At 42.3% G+C, this 20,660-nt stretch carries 20 protein-coding genes; 19 read left to right on the forward strand and 1 reads right to left on the reverse strand.

The genetic code is table 11. The features are described from left to right. The first annotated feature begins 41 nt into the window (after window positions 1-41). The 4 genes from CA600_RS02670 to CA600_RS02685 all read left to right on the forward strand — a co-directional run bounded on the left by CA600_RS02670 (window position 42) and on the right by CA600_RS02685 (window position 4,070). A complete protein-coding gene (locus tag CA600_RS02670) occupies window positions 42-1,070 on the forward strand; it encodes an ROK family transcriptional regulator (RefSeq protein ID WP_094868803.1) in 1,029 nt (342 codons plus the stop codon). 20 nt (window positions 1,071-1,090) lie between these two features. Then, window positions 1,091-2,293, forward strand: coding sequence for an MFS transporter (locus tag CA600_RS02675; protein ID WP_094868804.1), 1,203 nt, complete (start codon window positions 1,091-1,093; stop codon window positions 2,291-2,293). Window positions 2,294-2,358: 65 nt separating this feature from the next. Next, a complete protein-coding gene (locus CA600_RS02680) occupies window positions 2,359-3,450 on the forward strand; it encodes a glycosyltransferase family 2 protein (protein WP_094868805.1) in 1,092 nt (363 codons plus the stop codon). Continuing rightward, window positions 3,450-4,070: a glycerol-3-phosphate acyltransferase gene (locus CA600_RS02685; RefSeq protein ID WP_094868806.1), complete on the forward strand. Its 621-nt coding sequence runs from the start codon at window positions 3,450-3,452 to the stop codon at window positions 4,068-4,070. Before CA600_RS02680 ends, CA600_RS02685 begins: the two co-directional genes overlap by 1 nt. A 95-nt stretch (window positions 4,071-4,165) precedes the next feature. Here the strand turns inward: CA600_RS02685 and CA600_RS02690 are convergent, their stop codons facing one another. Further along, complete coding sequence (locus CA600_RS02690) at window positions 4,166-5,674, reverse strand: MFS transporter (RefSeq protein ID WP_094868807.1); 1,509 nt, start codon at window positions 5,672-5,674, stop codon at window positions 4,166-4,168. A gap of 114 nt (window positions 5,675-5,788) precedes the next feature. Between CA600_RS02690 and CA600_RS02695 the strand changes: the two genes are divergently transcribed. The 15 genes from CA600_RS02695 to CA600_RS02765 all read left to right on the forward strand — a co-directional run bounded on the left by CA600_RS02695 (window position 5,789) and on the right by CA600_RS02765 (window position 20,658). After that, complete coding sequence (locus CA600_RS02695; RefSeq protein ID WP_094868808.1) at window positions 5,789-6,604, forward strand: MerR family transcriptional regulator; 816 nt, start codon at window positions 5,789-5,791, stop codon at window positions 6,602-6,604. A 319-nt stretch (window positions 6,605-6,923) separates the two neighbouring features. After that, window positions 6,924-7,751, forward strand: coding sequence for a helix-turn-helix transcriptional regulator (locus tag CA600_RS02700; protein WP_094868809.1), 828 nt, complete (start codon window positions 6,924-6,926; stop codon window positions 7,749-7,751). Between the two features lie 86 nt (window positions 7,752-7,837). Beyond that, window positions 7,838-8,821 carry an ABC transporter substrate-binding protein gene (locus CA600_RS02705; protein WP_094868810.1) on the forward strand — a complete coding sequence of 328 codons (984 nt, stop codon included), beginning with the start codon at window positions 7,838-7,840 and terminating at the stop codon, window positions 8,819-8,821. Window positions 8,822-8,850: 29 nt separating this feature from the next. Further along, window positions 8,851-9,216 (forward strand): cupin domain-containing protein, encoded by a 366-nt coding sequence (locus CA600_RS02710; protein ID WP_094868918.1) that lies wholly within the window; start codon window positions 8,851-8,853, stop codon window positions 9,214-9,216. A gap of 161 nt (window positions 9,217-9,377) precedes the next feature. Continuing rightward, window positions 9,378-9,800 (forward strand): SRPBCC family protein, encoded by a 423-nt coding sequence (locus CA600_RS02715; protein ID WP_094868811.1) that lies wholly within the window; start codon window positions 9,378-9,380, stop codon window positions 9,798-9,800. A gap of 1 nt (window position 9,801) precedes the next feature. Beyond that, window positions 9,802-10,134: an ArsR/SmtB family transcription factor gene (locus CA600_RS02720; protein ID WP_042128608.1), complete on the forward strand. Its 333-nt coding sequence runs from the start codon at window positions 9,802-9,804 to the stop codon at window positions 10,132-10,134. A 172-nt stretch (window positions 10,135-10,306) separates the two neighbouring features. Continuing rightward, entirely contained in the window at window positions 10,307-11,338 is a 1,032-nt protein-coding gene (locus CA600_RS02725; RefSeq protein WP_094868812.1) for an ATP-binding cassette domain-containing protein, read from the forward strand. Next, entirely contained in the window at window positions 11,335-12,150 is an 816-nt protein-coding gene (locus CA600_RS02730; RefSeq protein WP_094868813.1) for an ABC transporter permease, read from the forward strand. The genes CA600_RS02725 and CA600_RS02730 overlap by 4 nt, the downstream gene beginning before the upstream one ends. Before the next feature lie 267 nt (window positions 12,151-12,417). Beyond that, window positions 12,418-13,137 (forward strand): SDR family NAD(P)-dependent oxidoreductase, encoded by a 720-nt coding sequence (locus CA600_RS02735; protein ID WP_094868919.1) that lies wholly within the window; start codon window positions 12,418-12,420, stop codon window positions 13,135-13,137. A 342-nt stretch (window positions 13,138-13,479) separates the two neighbouring features. Continuing rightward, complete coding sequence (locus CA600_RS02740) at window positions 13,480-14,238, forward strand: YveK family protein (protein WP_094868814.1); 759 nt, start codon at window positions 13,480-13,482, stop codon at window positions 14,236-14,238. Beyond that, entirely contained in the window at window positions 14,186-14,893 is a 708-nt protein-coding gene (locus CA600_RS02745) for a CpsD/CapB family tyrosine-protein kinase (RefSeq protein WP_094868815.1), read from the forward strand. Before CA600_RS02740 ends, CA600_RS02745 begins: the two co-directional genes overlap by 53 nt. Before the next feature lie 6 nt (window positions 14,894-14,899). Further along, on the forward strand, window positions 14,900-16,135 hold the full coding sequence (locus CA600_RS02750) for an oligosaccharide flippase family protein (protein ID WP_094868816.1): 1,236 nt from the start codon (window positions 14,900-14,902) through the stop codon (window positions 16,133-16,135). 32 nt (window positions 16,136-16,167) lie between these two features. Beyond that, complete coding sequence (locus tag CA600_RS02755; protein WP_094868817.1) at window positions 16,168-17,430, forward strand: O-antigen ligase family protein; 1,263 nt, start codon at window positions 16,168-16,170, stop codon at window positions 17,428-17,430. 73 nt (window positions 17,431-17,503) lie between these two features. Further along, complete coding sequence (locus CA600_RS02760) at window positions 17,504-18,685, forward strand: glycosyltransferase family 4 protein (protein ID WP_256989704.1); 1,182 nt, start codon at window positions 17,504-17,506, stop codon at window positions 18,683-18,685. A gap of 62 nt (window positions 18,686-18,747) precedes the next feature. Further along, on the forward strand, window positions 18,748-20,658 hold the full coding sequence (locus CA600_RS02765) for a polysaccharide biosynthesis protein (protein WP_094868819.1): 1,911 nt from the start codon (window positions 18,748-18,750) through the stop codon (window positions 20,656-20,658). Window positions 20,659-20,660 lie beyond the last annotated feature (2 nt).

A 20,660-nucleotide genomic window follows, 5' to 3' on the forward strand; every position in this document is an offset into this window, starting at 1 on the left:
AATGCATTTAATAAGTCAGTATGACTATAGGTGGGAGATCCATGGCAAGTGATAAAAGACTTCCTTCACAGCAACTCAAATCCGAAATTATTCGAAATATTCGAATAGCATTATTAGAATTAGGAAGGGCTACGAAGGCGGAGTTAAGTCAAAGATTACAATACAGTTTTCCAACGATCAGTAAATTTCTAATGCAGATGGAAGAGACTGGGGAAGTGACGATCATTGGCCTTGATGAGTCTAGTGGCGGAAGAAGGGCTATAAGATACGCCTATAATCCGAATTATCGATTAGGGATAGCTATTTTTTTGGAAAAAAATGAAACAAACTATACGATCTATAATTGCATTGGCGATGTTGTAAAAGAAGGGAATTTACCTAGTATTCTTGAGGAAGACGTTAGTACACTGGTCTCGCTTATCGAAGGTGAAAAAAAGGCTAATCCTAAGATTCAATCCGTCGCTATTGGTGTTCCAGGTGCGGTGAGTTATGGGAAGATTTTTCTAATTCCAGGCTATCCGAAATATCAAAGTCTAGATTTGAAAACATATATAGAAGACCATCTCGCTATCCCGACTATTGTGGAAAATGATATGAATGCCGCTGTAATCGGTTATATGATGCAGAGAAATTTGAAGGAGAAGATTTCTCTGATGTATCTGTATTTAGGGAAAAATGGACCAGGGGCAGGGATAGCCGTTAATGGTGAAATCGTTCGAGGAAAGACGTTTTTTTCAGGTGAAGTTCAATATTTGCCCCAGTATGATAATAGAAATTTTATAGAGGCATTAACTGGAGAAAAAGGTGGTTTAGCGATGCAGTCAGAGCATAGAGTAGATGCGATTAGTCGGTTAGTGGCTACCAGCACCTCTATTTTGAATCCCCATTATATTATTTTTTGTGAGGATGAAGTAGCTCCAGCTATGCTAAATCAAATCGCTGAGCGAAGTGCTACATACGTTCCCAAAGAACATCTTCCCGAGTTAGCGGTAAGCAACTTAAAACGTGATTATCTGAATGGATTACAAAGTCTTGGATTAGGTTTATTGGTTTCACAACAAATAGATTAGAACCATTAAGGAGATAAACGATGGCAACTTTTTTTCTTATTATTATTTATTTAGCATTTATTAGTTTAGGCTTGCCGGACTCATTGCTAGGATCTGCATGGCCGGTAATGAGAATAGACCTAAATGCCTCATTAGGTACTGCTGGAATCCTTTCGATGGTTATTGCTGTAGGCACTATTGTCTCCAGTTTGATGAGTGGTACTATCCTTAAACGTTTTGGTACGGGAAAAGTGACCCTTGTAAGCTGTATTATGACGGCTGTAGCTTTATTTGGTTTTGCTTGGTCACCTTCGTTAGCATGGCTAATTGTTGCTGCGATTCCACTCGGTTTAGGTGCGGGATCTGTAGATGCCGGATTAAACAGTTATGTTGCTACACACTATAAAGCCCATCATATGAGTTGGTTACATTGTTTCTGGGGAGTTGGCGCGACGCTGGGTCCGATTATTATGGGTTCTTTTATCTCTGGTGAAGGTCTATGGCGTGAAGGTTATCTTACGGTTGCTTATATTCAATTGAGCTTAGTTGTTATACTATTCGTTACGTTGCCTTTGTGGAAAAGAGTGGCTGGGAACAATAGCAACTCGAATGCGGATAGTGATCACGAGTTTAATGATCCGGAGCTTGAGCATATCGCAGAGAACACAAAACCTTGGAAATTAAGAGGGGTAAAGCTTGCGATGTTAACCTTCTTATTTTATTCTGCCATAGAAACAAGTATGGGGTTATGGGGGAGTAGTTTTCTTGTGAATATCAAAGATATCCCTGCATCGACTGCAGCGACATGGGTATCGTTTTTTTACCTGGGAATTACTTTTGGTAGAATGGTTACGGGTTTCATTACTTTTAGAATGAGTAATAAAAAGTTAATTCGCTATGGTCAGCTTATTGCTTTAATCGGTACAGTACTGCTAGTACTACCGCTTCCAACTATAGTTTCGCTAGTAGGATTTATGATTATAGGTCTGGGATTAGCGCCTATCTTTCCATGTATGCTGCATGAAACTCCTGTACGATTCGGGAAGAAGCATGCCCAGTCGATTATGGGCTTTCAGATGGCAACGGCTTATACCGGTACCACGCTAGTGCCGCCATTTATCGGTTTACTGGCTTCTAATTTTACATTAGGTATCTTCCCTATGATGATCGTTATTTTCGCTATCGTTATGCTCTTATGTACAGAAATGCTTAATCAATACTCCACTAAAGTTAATGTAGGTTAAATTTGAAATGAATATATTACGGACTAACCCTTCATATATATAGATGTAGAAGGGGGGGAACCGTAATGTGGTTGTTAATGGTTATAGGCATTGGATGTCTCTCCGGTTTTATTTTGTTCAGAAAAAATACCTTGACCACTTATTACGAGCCTATTCAAGGACCGGAGAAATTGTCCATCATCATTCCCGCAAGGAATGAAGAATATAATTTGCGTTATCTGCTCGATTCACTTCAGTCTCAGACCCTTACACCCTATGAAATTATTGTGGTAGATGACTTCTCAGAGGATCGGACGAAAGAAATTGCCGAAAGCTATGGGGTTAAGGTGATTGCGAACAGCAGTCTCCCTGAGGGGTGGACAGGTAAGAGCTGGGCCGTATGGAATGGATATTTACAGGCCTCGGGTGATATTTTTGCTTTTTTGGATGCGGATATCCGATTAAAGCCGAATGCCTTGGCTTCATTATTAAAAGCAAGGGAGCTATCGAAAGGTGTCATTTCGGTAGTTCCTTTTCATCATACAGAAAAGCTGTTTGAGAAGCTCGCCCTAATCATGAATATGCTGGGGATTTTCACGTTCACCTCGGTTTTTGAAAGGAATAACGCCAAAAAAGGGCTGTACGGCTCGTGTATTCTAGCATTAAGGAAGGATTATGAAAAAGTTAATGGTCATCAAAGCATAAGATCTGAAGTGCTGGATGATTTGTCTTTAGGAGAACAATTTATTGCGGCAGGTGTTCCAATCACCAATTATATCGGTTATGGCTTAGTATCGTTTCGCATGTATCCGAAAGGAATCAAAAGTGAAATTGAAGGGTTCAGTAAAGGGGCTGTCTTAAGCACTTCAACGATAAGTCTGCGGACAATTATTCCAATTGCGCTTTGGGTGATCGGACTCGTTATTTCAGAAACCGTGTTTATTTTTGCGAATACTTCATGGTTTATGCCGTTATTGATCGGATATCTCCTTTATATGTTCCAGCTCTTTTATTTTATAAAATATGTAGGTGTATTTGGCATTGTCATACCTGTATTTCACGTGGTGGCAACTGTTTTCTTTATCTTGATCATGCTTTATTCGATATATCAGGTCGTTTTCCTGAAGCATGTAAGCTGGAAAGGAAGGCATATCCAGGTGGGAGGCCGTAAGGACTAATGATCATTTTGTGGGTCACGGGTTTATTTTTGGCGGGATCTCTTATGTTTTCCTTTTGGCTTGGTCTAGCGCGTAAAAAGAACCTGAAAGACATTGGCGATGGTAATCCGGGGGCTTTGAATCTATGGAAGTCGTCAGGCTATAAATTCGGAATTTTGGGGATTATATTGGATTTTTTAAAAGGGTATCTACCTCTTCTATGGGTAATGGGGAGTCATTATAGTCAGGGGTATTTCATTATTCCGTTAGCCTTAGCTCCCATTGCGGGTCATGCCTTCTCTCCCTTTCTTAAAGGAAAAGGTGGGAAGGCAATTGCCGTAACCTTTGGGGTATGGAGTGCATTGACAGGATTCAAAGCTTCTTTAGCGCTAGCAGTCATTTTAGCAGTGCTGAAAATGCTCAGCAGTTGGTTCAAAAGCAGAGGGAATTCACCTGTATCGGATGGTGTGCAAGTAGTTAGCGGAATGCTGCTTCTCTCCGTTTTTTTGTACATTAGTAATTGGTCTGCTCCTATCTTATGGGTATGGTTTGGGAGCTTTGTGATCCTTGTGTATACGCACAGGTTAGAATTGGCAGTGTGGGTGAGGAAGTATTCATCAAGGAAACGAAAAGGAACATAATATAGGCTTGGTATAAACGAGGGTGTCCCGGCAGCTAGCGCATAGCTGTTGAGACACCCTTGTTTGGTGAAGCAGTAGCATCCTCTTTTCAAAAATCAGTGTTCTAGGATTGAGGATTTATGTTTTGACACAGCACGGATAATAAACGCAGAAGCTAAAAGAAGGATAGTGGCAGTGGCAAGGACAACAATAAACGACTTATCAAAAGCTGATTGTGCAGCTTCAACGAGCGCGGATCCAGCGGCAGTAGGCATATTTTCTGCGGCTAGAAGAGCTTCGTCAAGGCTGTCGCGAACGATCGGTGGGACTGTTAGTCCATCAGGGAGAACTAATGATGCTGTATAGATGAATGACGAAAGACTGCCCAGAAGTGTAATACTTAGGGCGCTGCCAAGTTCGAACGATACTTCCTCTATAGATGCGGCCATGCCAGCTTTTTCGACGGGGACATTTAGCATGATTGAATTTGAGGCGGCAGTCATGGCTCCCCCAAGACCTGCACCCAGAATCATTAAGGATGCGAATTGTAACAACATATTCCCGTCATGGAAGAGCAGAAGGGTGCCCATTCCTATACCTGATACTAACAAACAGACCCACTGTACTTTTACTTTGTCCACACGATGTAACACTAATCCGATGAGTATCCCTGAGATGAAGGACGCTATCGAAGTGAATACAACGTACAATCCCGCTTCCAACGGTGTATATCCAAGAACAAGCTGGAGCCGTTGAGTCACGATCAATTCCATTCCAATAAGTGCAAAACAAGACAATAGAGCTGTAGCCACTCCTGTAGAAAAGTGGGAGTCTCTAAACAGTGCAAAATCTATTAATGGATTCTGGCTCTTACGTTGATGGCGCATAAATATGATCATAGCTACGAGACCAATCACGGCAGATAACACAGCGATGGCAATTGAACCTTCACGTCTGCTGATCTCCTTAACTGCATAAACAAGGGCAACCAGACCAATCATAATTTGAACAGAACCAATGAAATCCCATTTTTTATTCTTATTTCCTTTAAGATTTGGGATTAGTAAGATGGCTAAGATCAGTGCAAGAATAACTATGGGAATATTGATGAGGAACACCGATCCCCACCAGAAATGTTCCAGTAAAAAACCACCAACGAGTGGACCCATTCCTGCTCCTACAGAGGAGACAGATGCCCAAATACCTACGGCTAGTGAACGCTCACGCTCGTCCGAAAAGGTAGTTCGAATAATGGAGAGTGTTGCGGGCATCATCATGGCTGCACCAATAGCAAGTAGGGTACGCGCAGCAATAAGTACGAGTGGTGTCGGCGCGTAGGCAGCGATTAATGAAGCCAACCCAAAGATAGTAAGTCCCATAACGAAGAGTTTTTTATGCCCAAGACGATCGCCTAGTGTGCCTAGACCAAGTAATAATCCTGCCATTACGAGTGGATAAATATTTACGATCCATAGTTTTTCCGATGCAGAAGCAGCAAGATCATGCGTAAGTCGTGGTAGAACCGAATAAAGTACGGTCATGTCGATGACGATCATAAAGAGTGCGCTGGACACAATCGCCAGCACAATCCAGCGTTGAAATTTAGATAGATTTGATGAAAACATGGGTACTCCTCCTGAGATGATAGTAGCGAATAACGTTGCCTTGACAAGGTAATGGTGTTCCGTTATTGTACTTTGAGGTATAGGGTAACCCGATAGTCAAGAGGGGTGATTTGAATGTCTATTGATTATGATCAATACTTTACGACGAGCGAGTTCGCAAAGGTATGTGGGGTAACGAAGCATACGTTATTCCATTATGATGACATTGGTATATTAAAACCGGAGATCGTGAAGGAAAACGGATATCGTTATTATTCCTATAAGCAGTTTTATACCTTCGATATTATTGCCGTATTAAAAGGGACGGGAACGCCGTTAAATGAGATCAAAGAATATATAAAAGATCAAAACACATTGCATTTTTTATCCATGCTTCAGCAAAAACAGCTGAAGTTGGTTGATGAACAAAGAAAGTTAGAGCGCATGCAGAGGCTTTTGCAAGGAGCTATAGATAATACGAATCGTGCGCTCCATGTTAATTGTGGAGAACCTTGGGTTGAGGCATGTGATGAAGAGTATTTTATTGCGGTTAGACTCTCGAAGGAGAAGGGTGAGAAGGATCATGTTCGAAAAGTATATCGAATCTTCGATTATTGCGATGAACATCATCTTGAATATGACTTTCCGATAGGTTCGATTATTTGTAAAAGCAGTTTGGAAGAGGGCGACTATGACCCGGATTATTATTGTAATAAAATCAATGATAAACATAACGGCGAGTTACTCTATATCAAGCCAAAGGGTAAATATTTGATCATGAATCACAAGGGATCTTACGAGAGCTTACCTGCCTCCTATGAGAAGCTAAAGTCTTATATTGCAGAAAATAATTTCACCCTAACTGGAGACGCTTATGAATATGAATTACTTAGTTATTTAGCGGTTGGGGATCCAGATAAGTATGTCATTCAAATTGCGGTACAAATATAAGTGAACTCTGCAAGGATCTTAATTTGATCACTCCCAGTTCAAAATATTGGAGTGACTTTTAAATTGGTATTCAAACTGAAACGCTTGGCTTCCAAGCGTTTTTTTTGGTGATTAAAGGAAATTCAGAAGGAAGTGGCAGATGCGGCATTGTTATTGTCTATATTGGTTGACAATGATAATCATTATTATTACTGTGTAAACAGGCATGAATCCTTATGCTCACCTTACCGACGTCAATGCCTCTGAGGTGGTGCACTATGATTGAGTTTTGTTAGTGCCTCTACATAGAAGAAACTACTATTGAAATGAGGTATGCATTGTGAAGATAGACGTTAATCAGTTAGCAGAGCATTTTGCACACACTCCTTTCCAAGTAGAAGGAGTATATCGATATGCTGAAAATCCTGGTGTGCCTTACGCTGAATATACAGATTCTTTTCCTGGATTTGTGTTTCCACTTACAGGAAAGATTAAATTTAAATTTAATGGCACGCCTTATATCTTTTCGCCAGGAAAAGTGGTGCATGGGGGGGCAAAAATGAAACTTGATCAAAAAATATTAGTTAGAGGCAATTGGGAATATATTCTTGTTCAATATCGGATATGTAACTCAGAAGTAAAAGAGTCAAGCTTTTCTCATCAGCATTTTGAATTATTAACAGGTCAATCTCCTCGTCTTGTTGAATTAATTATGCGTCTTTGGCAGGTGTATAATCAGCGTGGAGGCATATCGATGTTTCAGACTGAAATGCTGTTTCGCGAAGTGCTGAATGAGACCTTATTATGTGTTATTAATAGGGAGGATAGCTGTGAATCACATACTTTATTCGAGCGGGTATCTAATTATATTCATCAAAACTATTATCAAAGTCTTACAATAGCTTCGCTTTCAGAACAAAATAACGTTAATCGAAATCGACTATCTTACGTTTTTAGAACGCATGCCGGTATGGGACCCGCAGAATATTTATTAAAATATCGTATAAATATAGCACGAAAAATGCTATTTACTAGTGATGCACCTGTACAACAAATTGCGCAAACGGTTGGAATGGCTGACCCCTTTTATTTTAGTAGAGTGTTCAAAAAACAATGTGGTATTTCTCCTACCGAATATCGAGAGAAGTTCATCAATAATCCATGGTAAATTCAACCTGCATCCATTCTAATCAAAAACCTACTTCACTATAATAATGGTTAAGCAAAGAAACCAATATGTTGGAGGAATTTCGTATGAAAAAGATTAGAGGACTGCTAGTCGCAATACTATTATTAGCAGGTATACTAGCGGGTTGTACTGAAACACCTGCTGAAAATAAAGAATCAACTAAAGAAGGCGTATCTTCAACAGCAGTTAATGTAGATGCAGCTGATTGGCCAAGAACATTTAAGGATGCCTTAGGTAAAGAAATCGTTATCGAGAAAAAACCGGAAAAAATAGCCTCTTTATGGTATTTTTATCCTGAAATTTTAGTTGCATTAGGTGAGCCACCTGCTGCAACTACTGAAAAAGAGTATCTATCTTCTTTATCTTATTTAAAAGGAAAGCTGGATTCAGCTGAAGAATTAGGAGATAAAGTGTCTCCTAGCATTGAGAAAATTCTATCTATTAATCCTGATTATATTTTAGCAACAGAGCATCATGAAGCAGTATATGATTCACTAAATAAAATTGCACCAGTCATTACATTAAAATACAAGGACATCTATGAAGATTGGCAATATGGACTCCGCACAGTAGCCAAGATTATTGGCAAAGAAGACGAAGCGGAAAAAGTAATTGATAACATGATGAAAGATATTACAACTGGGCGTGAAGCATTAAAGTCGATGGAAAGAGAGACAGTAGCGCTTATATTGTCTTGGGATGGAAAAACTTTTAATGTTCTAGGTGAAGGCAATCCGGTCTATAAACTTGCGTTTGATAAAGAAAAGGGACTGGGGCTTACACCGGATAATACATATACAGGTAATAATAATGAATTTACTTCGTTTGAAGGCATATCAACTGTTCAAGCAGACCATATTTTCCTTATAGGTGATATTACAAAAAAGGAGGAATTAATGAATAACTTAAAACAAAGTAATGTGTGGAATGCTATGAATGCCGTAAAGAAAGGCAATGTCTATTTAATGGATAATTCCGCTATTACCGGTGGCCCATTAGCTATTAAATACGCTTTACAAAATATATTATCCGCCTTGCTTAAGCTCTAATAAATTCAGGAAAATAAGGAGTGATTACTATCCACTATCAAGCTATTAATCTAAAAGATAAGTTATCTAAATTTAACGACCTTTGGTCTCCGAAAGTCATTGGTGAAATGAATGACTATCAATTCAAACTTATTAAGATCACTGGGGACTTTGAATGGCATAGTCATCCAGATACCGATAAGGTATTTTTCACCCTTGAAGGGGAGATGATCATTGATTTCCGTGATGGTCAGGTTAAAATTTCCGAAGGTGAGATGTTTGTTCTTCCAAAGGGAGTCGAGATGAAGCCTTCCGCCGAAAAGGAATGCCATATCATGTTAGTGGAGCCTAGAAGCTTAGTAAACACTGGCGGTACTGAGTCCGAATTAACTGCAGCCAATGATACTTGGATCTAGTGTTTGTTACTAGTACTCTATTAACTTTAAACGTATTTATAATGAAACGCTTTCCTCCGCTATTCCCTTAAGGTTTCTGCAAATTGACATAACACCAAATGGTGTTATAATAAAAATGAAACCAGAAGGTGTTACATTAAAATGAATCTTGGAGGAAATTTATGCCGACTCAAGGACCACTACAAGATATTCGTCAAACCATTACACTCAATGCGCCCATTGAAAAAGTATGGAAAGCTGTTTCCACTGCTGAAGGAATAGCTGCCTGGTGGATGCCAAGTACATTTCAACCAGTGGTAGGCCATGAGTTTATTCTACATGCTGGACAATTCGGGGATTCCCCTTGTAAAGTTACAGAGATTGATGAGCCGAACCGTGTCGGTTTTAATTGGGGGAAGGATTGGCATCTTGCTTTTGAATTGAAGGAAATTGATGGGAAGACGGAGTTCACCGTGATTCACTCTGGATGGGACCCAGAAAAGGTAACTGAATTTGGTCAACCGCATCCAATCGTTCGTGGCTTTATGAATGGCGGCTGGGAGAAAATCGTCCAAGAAAAACTTCCTGCTTATATCGAGGCTTAAGATGCCAGTCGCTGAATCTGGACATGATGTATTTCAAGCGATAGCAGATCCTACCCGCCGCAGTCTGCTAAAGCTGCTTGCTAATAAGGAAATGTCCATAGCATCCATCTCGGACTGCTACCCGATCAGCCGAACCGCTGTTAACAAGCATTTACAAGTATTGTCCGATGCACAGCTTGTTAGCAGTCAGAAAGTCGGTCGGGAGACTAGGTACAAGCTTCAGCCAGAGCCTCTACTGGAGCTTCAAGATTGGCTTACCTTTTTTGAACAATACTGGGCTAATAAACTGTTTGCGCTTAAAGAATATGTTGAAGCAGATCATAACAATGAATGATAAACCGAGAGGCGTGAGATCGCGCTTCTCGGTTTTTTTGATGCATAGAAGAATCAGATATAATGAAAATAAATAAAAGGATAAGTTTAACTCAGTTTAAACCTTCGTTTAAATTCAGTTTATAAATGGCGTTTATCATCACAATATAATCTGAAACGTTGGAGGAATTACAATGGTGCATGTACAGAACAAGATCATTTCACCAGACGATCATGAGTGGGCCGTCGAAGCGCGTGGACTGGTCAAAACCTTTGGTGACAATCGCGCGGTGGATGGCGTGAATTTGAACGTGAAAGCAGGTACGATCTATGGCGTACTTGGTCCGAATGGGGCGGGAAAGACTACCGTTATTCGGATGCTGGCAACCTTACTTCGTCCTGATGCAGGCACTGGGCGAATCTTCGGGCATGATGTGGTGAAGGAGTCGCAGATTGTTAGGCAATTAATTGGTGTGACAGGACAATACGCCTCAGTTGATGAGTCATTAAGTGCTACAGAGAATCTTATTATCTTCTCTCGGCTATTAGGGCTTGGACGCGCAGAGTCGCGAAAAAAAGCAACAGAATTACTGGAAGAGTTTGGTCTGACTGAGGCGGCTAAACGGCCTCTTCGAAATTTCTCTGGCGGTATGCGTCGCCGTCTGGATTTGGCAGCTAGCCTGATTGCACAACCACCTTTAATTTTCCTTGATGAACCAACTACAGGGCTTGATCCTCGCACTCGTTCACAGATGTGGGATACCATTCGTCGATTGGTGAATACGGGATCAACGGTTCTTCTGACTACACAGTACCTTGAAGAAGCAGATCAATTGGCTGATCGGATCGCAGTTATCGATCGTGGGCAAGTCGTTGCAGAGGGGACGGCGGATGATTTGAAAGCGTCTGTGGGTACCACATCACTACACCTGAAGGTTCAACATCTAAAAGATATTGAACTAGCTCGCCAGCGTGTGGAACATGTACTCCAAATTCAGTCCGTGGTATCGTACGAAACCGGGAAAATAACGGCACCGATGGCGGACGCTGATTTAGTTACAGACCTACTTATTGCACTTCGTGAGGAAGGTATTCACTTGGCTGAGATGAGTGTGCAGAAACCGACACTTGATGAAGTATTCCTAACAATTACTGGTCATGGTGCTACGGATGAAACGTCAACAGCGTCCCAAGAGTCAAATGTTAAGGAGGCAGCAAGAGTATGAGAACCACTACAATAAATTCGGGTGTTAACCGCCCATTGAAAAACCATACGAGTTTTCGGCAATCTGTACGCAACTCATTAACGATGGCTTATCGTGGGATACTGAAAATTCGACGTACCCCTGAGCAATTGTTCGACGTTACACTTCAGCCAATTATTTTCACGCTGATGTTTACCTATATCTTTGGAGGGGCTATATCTGGTGACGTGGTAAGTTATTTGCCTGTTATTATCCCTGGTATTCTTGTGCAGACCGTAATCACTACCTCCATCGTTACTGGCGTCCAATTACGTGAGGACATGGATAAAGGCGTGTTCGACCGATTCAAGTCACTGCCAATTGCTCGTATAGCTCCGTTAGCAGGAGCTTTGTTGGCGGACACGATTAGATACACGATTGCTACTGTGCTTACATTTACCATGGGCTACATTATGGGTTACCGTCCTGATGGTGGACTGGAACATGTCGCATTCGCTGCGCTTCTTGTTATTGTTTGTGCTTGGTCGATTAGCTGGATTTTCGCTTTCTTCGGTGTGATTGCACGGACTGCTTCTAGTGTGCAGGGGATATCAATGATTGTGTTGTTCCCACTTACGTTTCTATCTAATGCCTTCGTGCCTGTCGATACGCTGCCTAACTGGCTACAATGGTTTGTTAAAGTCAATCCAATCTCACACCTCGTTTCTGCAGTACGACAACTTACTAACTTTGGAACCGTAGGTTGGGATTTCGCGATCTCTTTGATTGGAGCAGCCGTCATCGTCGCAATATTTGCACCTATTACGGTACGTGCTTATATGCGCCGGACATAATATGAAATAAAAAAACGGCAGAAATGCCGTTTTTTTTAATTATGGCTTCTAAAGAACGTATGAATTAAATTGGATACTGATCTATCACAATGTTTTTGCAGTTTCTTCATTTTGAATATGTCCCCCAAAATGCAGATGAATGACGCCATCAATGACGCCCACACCAGGTTCACAACAAGGAGGATGGATTATTCCATGCTACTACTTCTTTATGTCTTTCGATGGTACTATGATATAAAAATAGATGTAAATAGAAAGGGCGACAGTATGAGAAGCTATCTAATTTTGGGGGCAAGTAAAGGTTTGGGAGATGCATTTGTGAAAGGTTTACCTGAGTATGGTGATCGAGTGTGGATCGTCTCCAGAAGCAGACCGGGCAGTCTGGATCTTAATGATGGTATACAGCGGATATGGATTGCAGCAGATCTATCGCAGCCAGATGCCGCACAAGTCTTATCAAAAGGCATCCAAGCGGAGAAGATTGATGTTCTAGTTTATAACGTGGGCATTTGGGAGAAGGAAGGTTTTGAGGATCACTATACTTTTGACAAGGATGAAGCAACTGATATTGCTAACATTATTAATGTGAATATAACTTCAACAATTACCTGCATACAGGCTGTAATACCTAATCTTCGCCAATCGGAAGCAGGAAAAATTATTCTGATTGGCTCCACAGCAGGACTGGATCATACCAATAACGCCCAGGTTTCATTTGTTGCTTCGAAGTTCGGTCTGCGTGGCATTACACATGCATTGCGTGAGCATGTTCGTAAGGATGGCATTGCAGTAACTTGTGTGAATCCGGGTGAGCTGGCAGCAGAAATTCCTTATGAGGATGGCGCAGAAAAAGCGATTGCAGAATATAACGGCACAAGAATTCCTGTTCAGGACATAGTCTCCATTGTGAAATGTATCATTAACCTCTCTAGCGCTTCCTGCGTCAAGGAAATTCATATTCCAGCAATGGCGGATTTGAATGCATAATAAATCTCATATATCCGTTAAGATTTCATTAAGATTTAATACGAAGATAAACCATATAATTGGATTATAGAAAAGGTGATCAAAAATTTAACTTGCTAGTTTTTTAAAAGAATTCCAGAGAGCAAAGCAGTAAATAGATAAGGCTGTCTACCAGTAGAATCATACTAGTAAACGGCCTATTTCTGTTGGAATTTAATAGAGAGTCGGGTGGTTTTTTTGAAAAGAAGGCTTATAAATTCCCAACTTTTTTTGGACATATATTGGGCTAACGAGAATATAACTATACAATAAAACACTTGTTGAAAAAGAGGAAAATACATTAACGGTTAGGAGAAATGAACGATGGAATTCGAACTAGGCAGCATTTTGAAACTAGTGAAACGTAGGCTGCTGTTCATCATTGTATTATGTATTGTTGCGGTCGGAATTGCTAGCTTCGTTAGCTATTATGTCTTGAAACCGAAATACGAGGCGACGGCTTCTATTCTTATTCAAGGGGATAGGCAACAGAAAGCAATCAATGACATTATGGCTGGGCAAAAACTAGTAACCACTTACGGAGAAATTATCCGAAGCAGTAGAATCGCTGAAGAGGTCGTTAGAAGACTGCAATTAAACATGACCCCAGAAAAACTATTAGAAAAAGTGAAGACAAGAACAAGCAGCGAGTCACTCGTGACGACGGTAATTGTAGCGGATTCTAATGCTCAGCGGGCAACGAATATCGCGAATGGCTTTGGTGAGGCCTTTAATGAGAACATCCAAGCGATTATGGGGGTAGAGAATGTTGTGCTTCTTGACCGGGCCAAGGTTCCTTTCGAGGCGATCTCCCCCAAGCCAGTATTCAATATGGTCGTTGCTTTCGGACTTGCATTGATTGCTGGGATCGCAATTTCCATTCTACGGGAATTGGCGGAGAAACCTGTGAAAAGCGCTAAGAATATTCAGTTGGATTTGCAGCTTCCTCTTCTGGGAACCGTGGGAAAATTGAAGCCGCGGAAACGGCGGGAGAAGACGAAATCCATTTCAGTAGAAGGAGCCAGCAGACATGAAGAAGAAAACGCCAAGATTGTATTGCCTGGAACAACCGAAATCATCTAATGGTGACCAATTCCGAACGATACGATCTAATATTCGCTATACCCGGGTTGGTGGAGAAATTCGATCTTTATTAGTTACAAGCTCACTCCCGGATGAAGGTAAATCAACAGTGGCGATGAACTTGGCTATAGCGATGGCGGAAACGGGAAGAACTGTGCTGCTGATCGATGGGGATTTGCGCACACCAACGGTGCATAAAGCATTCGATCTACCCAATTGGATCGGATTAAGTAGTATCCTAGTAGATCAAACCCGTGTGGATGATTGTATTTTCCCTATTGAGGGATCAGAAGGACTTTCTGTATTGACATCGGGTCCGATCTCTCCAAATCCAGCTGATTTACTAGGATCAACAGGAATGAAAAGGTTATTCGCAGAGCTTAGTGAGAGATTTGATACGATTGTTATCGATTCTTCTTCGGTATTAATGCCTTTTTCAGATGCGCTTATCTTGGCAAAGATGACCGAGGGGGTACTGCTAGTCGTAAAATCCGGGAAAGTGCTCTTGAAGCATACCAACTCTGCAAAACAGATCCTTGAGCAGCAAGGAGCGCATATTTTGGGAGCGGTTTTGAATTATCGAAAAAGTAGCAAACGTTACAAGATTCGCGGTGAAGATTTTGCCGATTGGGCCTCAACTTCAGGGTTGGTCTAACGCTTTATGACATTTGCATCTCTTCGTTATTTATTTGGAAATATCACATATGCAGGCGCTCAATTCGTGATTGTAATTTTGCTTAATAAATTTGGCTCATCCGAAATCGTTGGGCAATATTCGTTAGGGCTTGCGGTGACTGCTCCCATCTTTATGCTGTCGCATCTGCATCTGCGTTCGGTCTTGATCGTTGATACATCTGGAAAATATCTTTTTGGAGATTTTTTTGGCCTTCGTCTCGTGACAACCGCAGTTGCATTCACGGTTACAGCAGGTTGTTGCATCCTCAGTGGTGCTGATTGGAATACAGCTTTAGTCATATTTTTCATAGGATTGTATAGAATTGTTGAGTCGGTCAGCGATATTTTATTGGGTATTGTTCAGAAGCAGGAAAGGCTAGATCAAATCTCTTTCTCGAGAGCTGCTAAAGGATTGTTCTCCATAGTTGTCTTCGCCCTCGTATTTATCCCTACTCAGAGTCTCATTCTAGCGTTATTAGTCATGATTATCGGATGGTTAGCAATAACCATTGGATATGATGCTCGCAAAGCGAGAGTGCATACGTCGCTCAGGCCACTTTTTAACAAAAGACGATTATGGGGCTTATTGCTCGTAAGCTCACCCCTTGGCGTGGTGCTGGCGTTGATGTCACTAAATACAAATATCCCACTATACGCGATTTCATATTTTAAAGGTGAACATGACTTAGGCATATACGCTACGCTCTCATACATGATCGTTGCCTGCAATGTTGTTGTTACTGCACTCGGTGAAGCGATAACACCACGTCTTGCCCGTTGGCATGCTAGCGGACGACATAAGGAGTTCGTCTCTTTACTCAGTCGAATGATTGCAATGGGCATAGGAATTAGTGCGATCGCTTGTTTGATCGGGTGGATGTTTGGTCATCAGCTTCTAACTCTTCTATTCAGTCCAGATGTGGCTGCAGAGATAGGTTTATTTCATTGGTTGCTCGTTTCTACCCTATTGGTATTTGTAACGTCTTATCTGTGGTATGCCATAACGGCTACCGGGAAGTACAAAGCACAGATTCCCTTGTTTCTGTGTTCCGTGATCACTAATGGGCTATCTTGTCTAATATTCGTGCCTTTTTTTGGGGTGATAGGTGCTGCTGTAGGGGCTAGTATGGCCTTATTTGTTCAGATGATAGGCAGTGTGATCGTACTTTTCTTGGTAATCCGTCAGGCAAGGAAACAGGTACAACGGGAATTGGCCGCATAGAGGCCATTTCCCATAGGAAAGTAGGGGCTTGTATGACATCTGTACTCGTTGTAGGGAAACCCTACACCATGCGTAATTTATTTCTGTTTGCGGTTATGGGTTACATCATCTGCCTTCCGGCTCAAATTGATTTCGGTGGCACATTTCGAATCGCACCCTCTGACCTTTTCTTAATGCTTGGTTTGTTTGCAGCAGGTTTACACCTCAAATTGGACCGGAGACAGTTCAGTTCATGGCATTGGGGGATGTTGTTTATTTTCGTCCTCGCTTCATTTGTATCCATTTGGCGTAATGGATTCATTACGCAATACGCTCTATTGCAAAAAGATTTTGGGTTTATACTCCTACTGCTGACTTACATCATGTTAGTTCAGGCTGTAGACAGCTGGGATCGGTTATATAAAATGCTACGAGCTTTTTTGATCAGTGTACTGATCTTCAATGGCGTCGCTTTGTTCGATTTTTTTAGTGGAGTCAGGGTTCCGTTTATGGTGCAAGACGGTCGCCTCTCCGGGATGCTAATTGATCCGAATGCATACGGCGGATTACTAGTTACGGCTTTTGCCATTCATATCATGACGAGCGGAGACGGGGTGAAGCTGCTTAGGGGATGGGTGAGTACGCTAGCGACGATCACCTTAGCCGGGGGCATAATAATGACTTTTTCGCGTTCGTCATGGATAGGTCTGTTCCTTGTCTTGCTTACACTCCTGCTGATGAATCCTTCTCGGCTTCTCAAGATCGGCATGGGCTTTAGCGTCGCGTTTGGAGCATTGCTGTTGTATAAAGGTACAGCTTATCTGGATGTGCTTGGGAATATGGCCAGTAGACCCTCGCAGATTCAGTCGCGCCTTGACATCATTGGGAAGGCTGTGGAGTGGATCGCTCAAAGTCCATTATTAGGGATTGGACTCGGTAGCTATAACTATGAACTGCGGATTATTATCCATAATACTCCGATCTGGTTTATGACAGAATTTGGTTTATTGGGCTTGATTGTGTACGGCGGATTCATGATCTGGTTCTTCATCGTCGGGATCCGTTCTTATCGCGCGGCAGATAGGGTGAACAGACCGATCATTATGGCATTACTGCTGTCTCACGCAGCGATGATTGGACTTTCGATGGGTATTGAAGCCTTATTCCAGCGATATTGGTGGTTCATGATGGCTATGAACGCAGCTTGCATCCGATTAACGAATACGGGATGGAAAGGAGTGAAGCGATATCGAACCAAGGGCACTGAAACGTCAACGGGTCGTAACTTACGACAACAAACAGAACAAGCGCAATAAGCGCAATAACAAGAGGTCCGGGAGCATACCTGCTGAAGACTGTAGGCCGGTAAGAGTTGCTTTTGTAGCCTCCATTTTTGGGCATTTTGAGAGTTTCCATCTACCTTACATGGCGTTATTGCAGCAAAAGGGTTGTGAAGTGCATGCTTACGCGCAGCCCGGGGAAGCGAGATTACGGTTAGAAGAGAAGGGGATCGTGTGCCATGATGTACCCATTCAGCGTAGCCCTTTACAGATGCAGAACTGGAAGGCGCTAGGGATATTAACGGAAAGCTTCAAGGAGGAGGGGTTCCAGTTCATCCATGTACATACGCCAGTCGCTTCGATTCTCGGACGGATTGCGGCCCATAAAGCAGGTGTACCTTGCACATTGTATACAGCGCATGGTTTTCATTTTTTCAAGGGAGCTCCTTTTCTGAACTGGATGCTTTATTATCCGCTCGAGAGGTTAATGGCCCGCTGGACAGATGTGTTAATCACCATAAATAGAGAAGATTATGAACGCGCCCAGAAATTTTCTATACGAAAAAAGGTGACTTATGTGAGTGGTGTAGGACTTGATCTCCAGGTTTACGGCAGTGAACAGGGTCATCCTGAAACTGCGACGGAGAAGGCAGATAGGCGACGCCAACTGTTTGATCTGCCGAAGAGTGAGCATGATGAACCTCCCTTCGTCATCCTATGCATTGCTGAATTAAACGCCAACAAGAACCAGAAGCAGTTGATCGAAGCGCTGGGGCAGCTGGGGTCTCAAGCAGGCAACATCCATCTGGCTTTTGCGGGTATAGGACCGTTCGAGCAGACTCTATTAGAACTTGCAAATCGGCTGGATGTCAGCGATCGGGTGCATATCCTTGGGTACCGTAGTGATATTCCGGATCTACTCAGAGCATGTGATGTTGCTGCACTTGTGTCCTATCGCGAGGGGCTACCTCGGGCGATTATGGAGGCGATGGCAGTAGGAAAACCCGTTATAGGTACGCATATTCGGGGGATTCATGATTTGATCGAACATGAGTCAACAGGCATGTTAGTTCCTGTTGGTGATATTACCGCTACCGCTAAGGCTTTTACTCATTTACGTGATGATCCAGCATTAACTACGGCTATGGGAGAAGCAAACAAAGAGAGGATCATTCGTTACGGGTTGCCTGCGGTGCTCCGTGAAATGGACTCGATCTATATAGAAGCGCTAAACAAGGAGGAAAGAAAGCGGGTTCCGTCTGAAATGCATGCGAGCCTATCGGGGGATTGAATATTCACTCTCACTTAAAAGGGGAGTACATGAATTTTTAGTTAATTAGGGAGAAAGAAGTGATGAAAATGCGGATCGTCCGTTTGGTCATGTTGGATGCAGGGATTATTGCGGCTTCAGTGTGGCTTGTGTTTTTACTTCGGTTTGATTTTCAAATCCCTGAGATGTACGTGTGGATGCTTCCGTGGGCAATATTGATTCACATTGCGGTATATGCGGCCTTCTCATTTGGATTCAAAGTGTATAACAATATCTGGCGATACACTGGAATGAGAGAATTACTGCAGCTTCTAAAAGTGAGTGTATTAACCCTCGTTGGAGTGATTGTTGTCAACGTATCCACCCATGCAGTATTTCCTTCCTATCGACTACCAATTTCCATTTATTTTGCAGCCGGTTATGTATTTCTGGGCATTGTTGGGTTACGAATGGTTAAACGTCTTCTAAACGACGGGTTTGAGACAACGGGTGTGAAGGATGCCTTCGAAGGTAATCTTCTAATCGTTGGGGCGGGTAAAGCAGGAATCCTCGTTACGAAAGATATCAAGCATTCAAGGTTCAAATTTATGCATCCGGTCGCCTTCATTGATGATGATGCATCCAAACGAAAGCTGGAAGTAATGGGGCTGCCGATTGTGGGTAACCGGAATTTCATTCCCGAGGCCGTGAAACAGCTGGACATTGCGTTCATTATTATTGCCCTTCCGACAGCGCCACATAATGACTTAATGGAGATTATTGAGATCTGCAAATCAACAAAAGCACAGATTAAGCTAATGCCTAGTATGACAGAAATTTTGGACGGGAAAATGGCAGTCCATCGAATCCGTGAAGTGTCCGTAAACGATTTGCTGGGTAGAACTCCTGTTGAGATTAATACTGAAGAGATTCGTGAGAATTTAGGAAGTGAGTGTATTCTCATCACGGGTGCAGGAGGCTCCATTGGCTCAGAACTGTGCCGTCAGCTAGCTGCGTATCGCCCGAAGGAAATGTTGCTGCTGGGTCATGGTGAGAACAGCATTTACCTGATTGAACAAGAGCTACGCCAGTTATATCCCGATCAGAAGATTCAACCCATCATCGCTGATATTCAGGATGTGTCGCGGATCGATAGTGTTTTTCAGAATTTTCGACCTACGATTGTATATCACGCCGCCGCGCATAAACATGTCCCACTTATGGAGATGAATCCGGTGGAGGCGGTAAAGAACAACGTTATTGGAACAAGGAATGTAGCGGAAGCGAGTGCCAAATATGGTGCTAAGCGGTTCATTCTGATCTCTTCGGACAAAGCGGTTAATCCAACAAGTGTCATGGGAGCTACGAAGCGAGCGGCAGAAATGATTATTAATGATCAGAATTCATCTAGCAAGACGGTTTTTGCTGCTGTCCGTTTCGGTAATGTTCTCGGTAGTCGGGGGAGTGTTATTCCGTTATTCAAAAGACAGATCGAGAGTGGTGGCCCGGTTACGGTTACCCATATGGATATGGTGCGGTATTTCATGACGATCCCTGAAGCAGTGCAATTGGTTATTCAGGCGAGCATACTGGCAAAAGGTGGCGAGGTGTTCGTGCTTGATATGGGTAAGCCGGTTCGGATATACGATCTGGCAAGAGATTTAATACGTCTGTCGGGTTTAGAACCTGATAAAGATATCCCTATCGTGGTCACGGGCATTCGTCCTGGTGAGAAATTATTTGAGGAGCTCCTGACAGAAGAGGAAGGATTGATGGTCACCAATAACTATCGCATCATGATCAGTCGTCCTCAAAGTGTTTCCAGATCTGAACTGAATTTGGTCCTTGGTGTTCTGGAGAATTTGTGCAAACGGTACGAATTTGTGCCAAGCAGTTATCAGATTAAGAAATTATTAAAGCAGCTTATTCCAAGCTATTCGGGCTTTCAGGAAGAACCACAGGTGGCTACTCATGAGCTTGAACGGATCAAATCCGAAGTTCATGCGGGGATCTAAGT

This window comes from Paenibacillus sp. VTT E-133280, assembly GCF_002264385.1.
Lineage (GTDB): Bacteria > Bacillota > Bacilli > Paenibacillales > Paenibacillaceae > Paenibacillus_AQ > Paenibacillus_AQ nitricinens.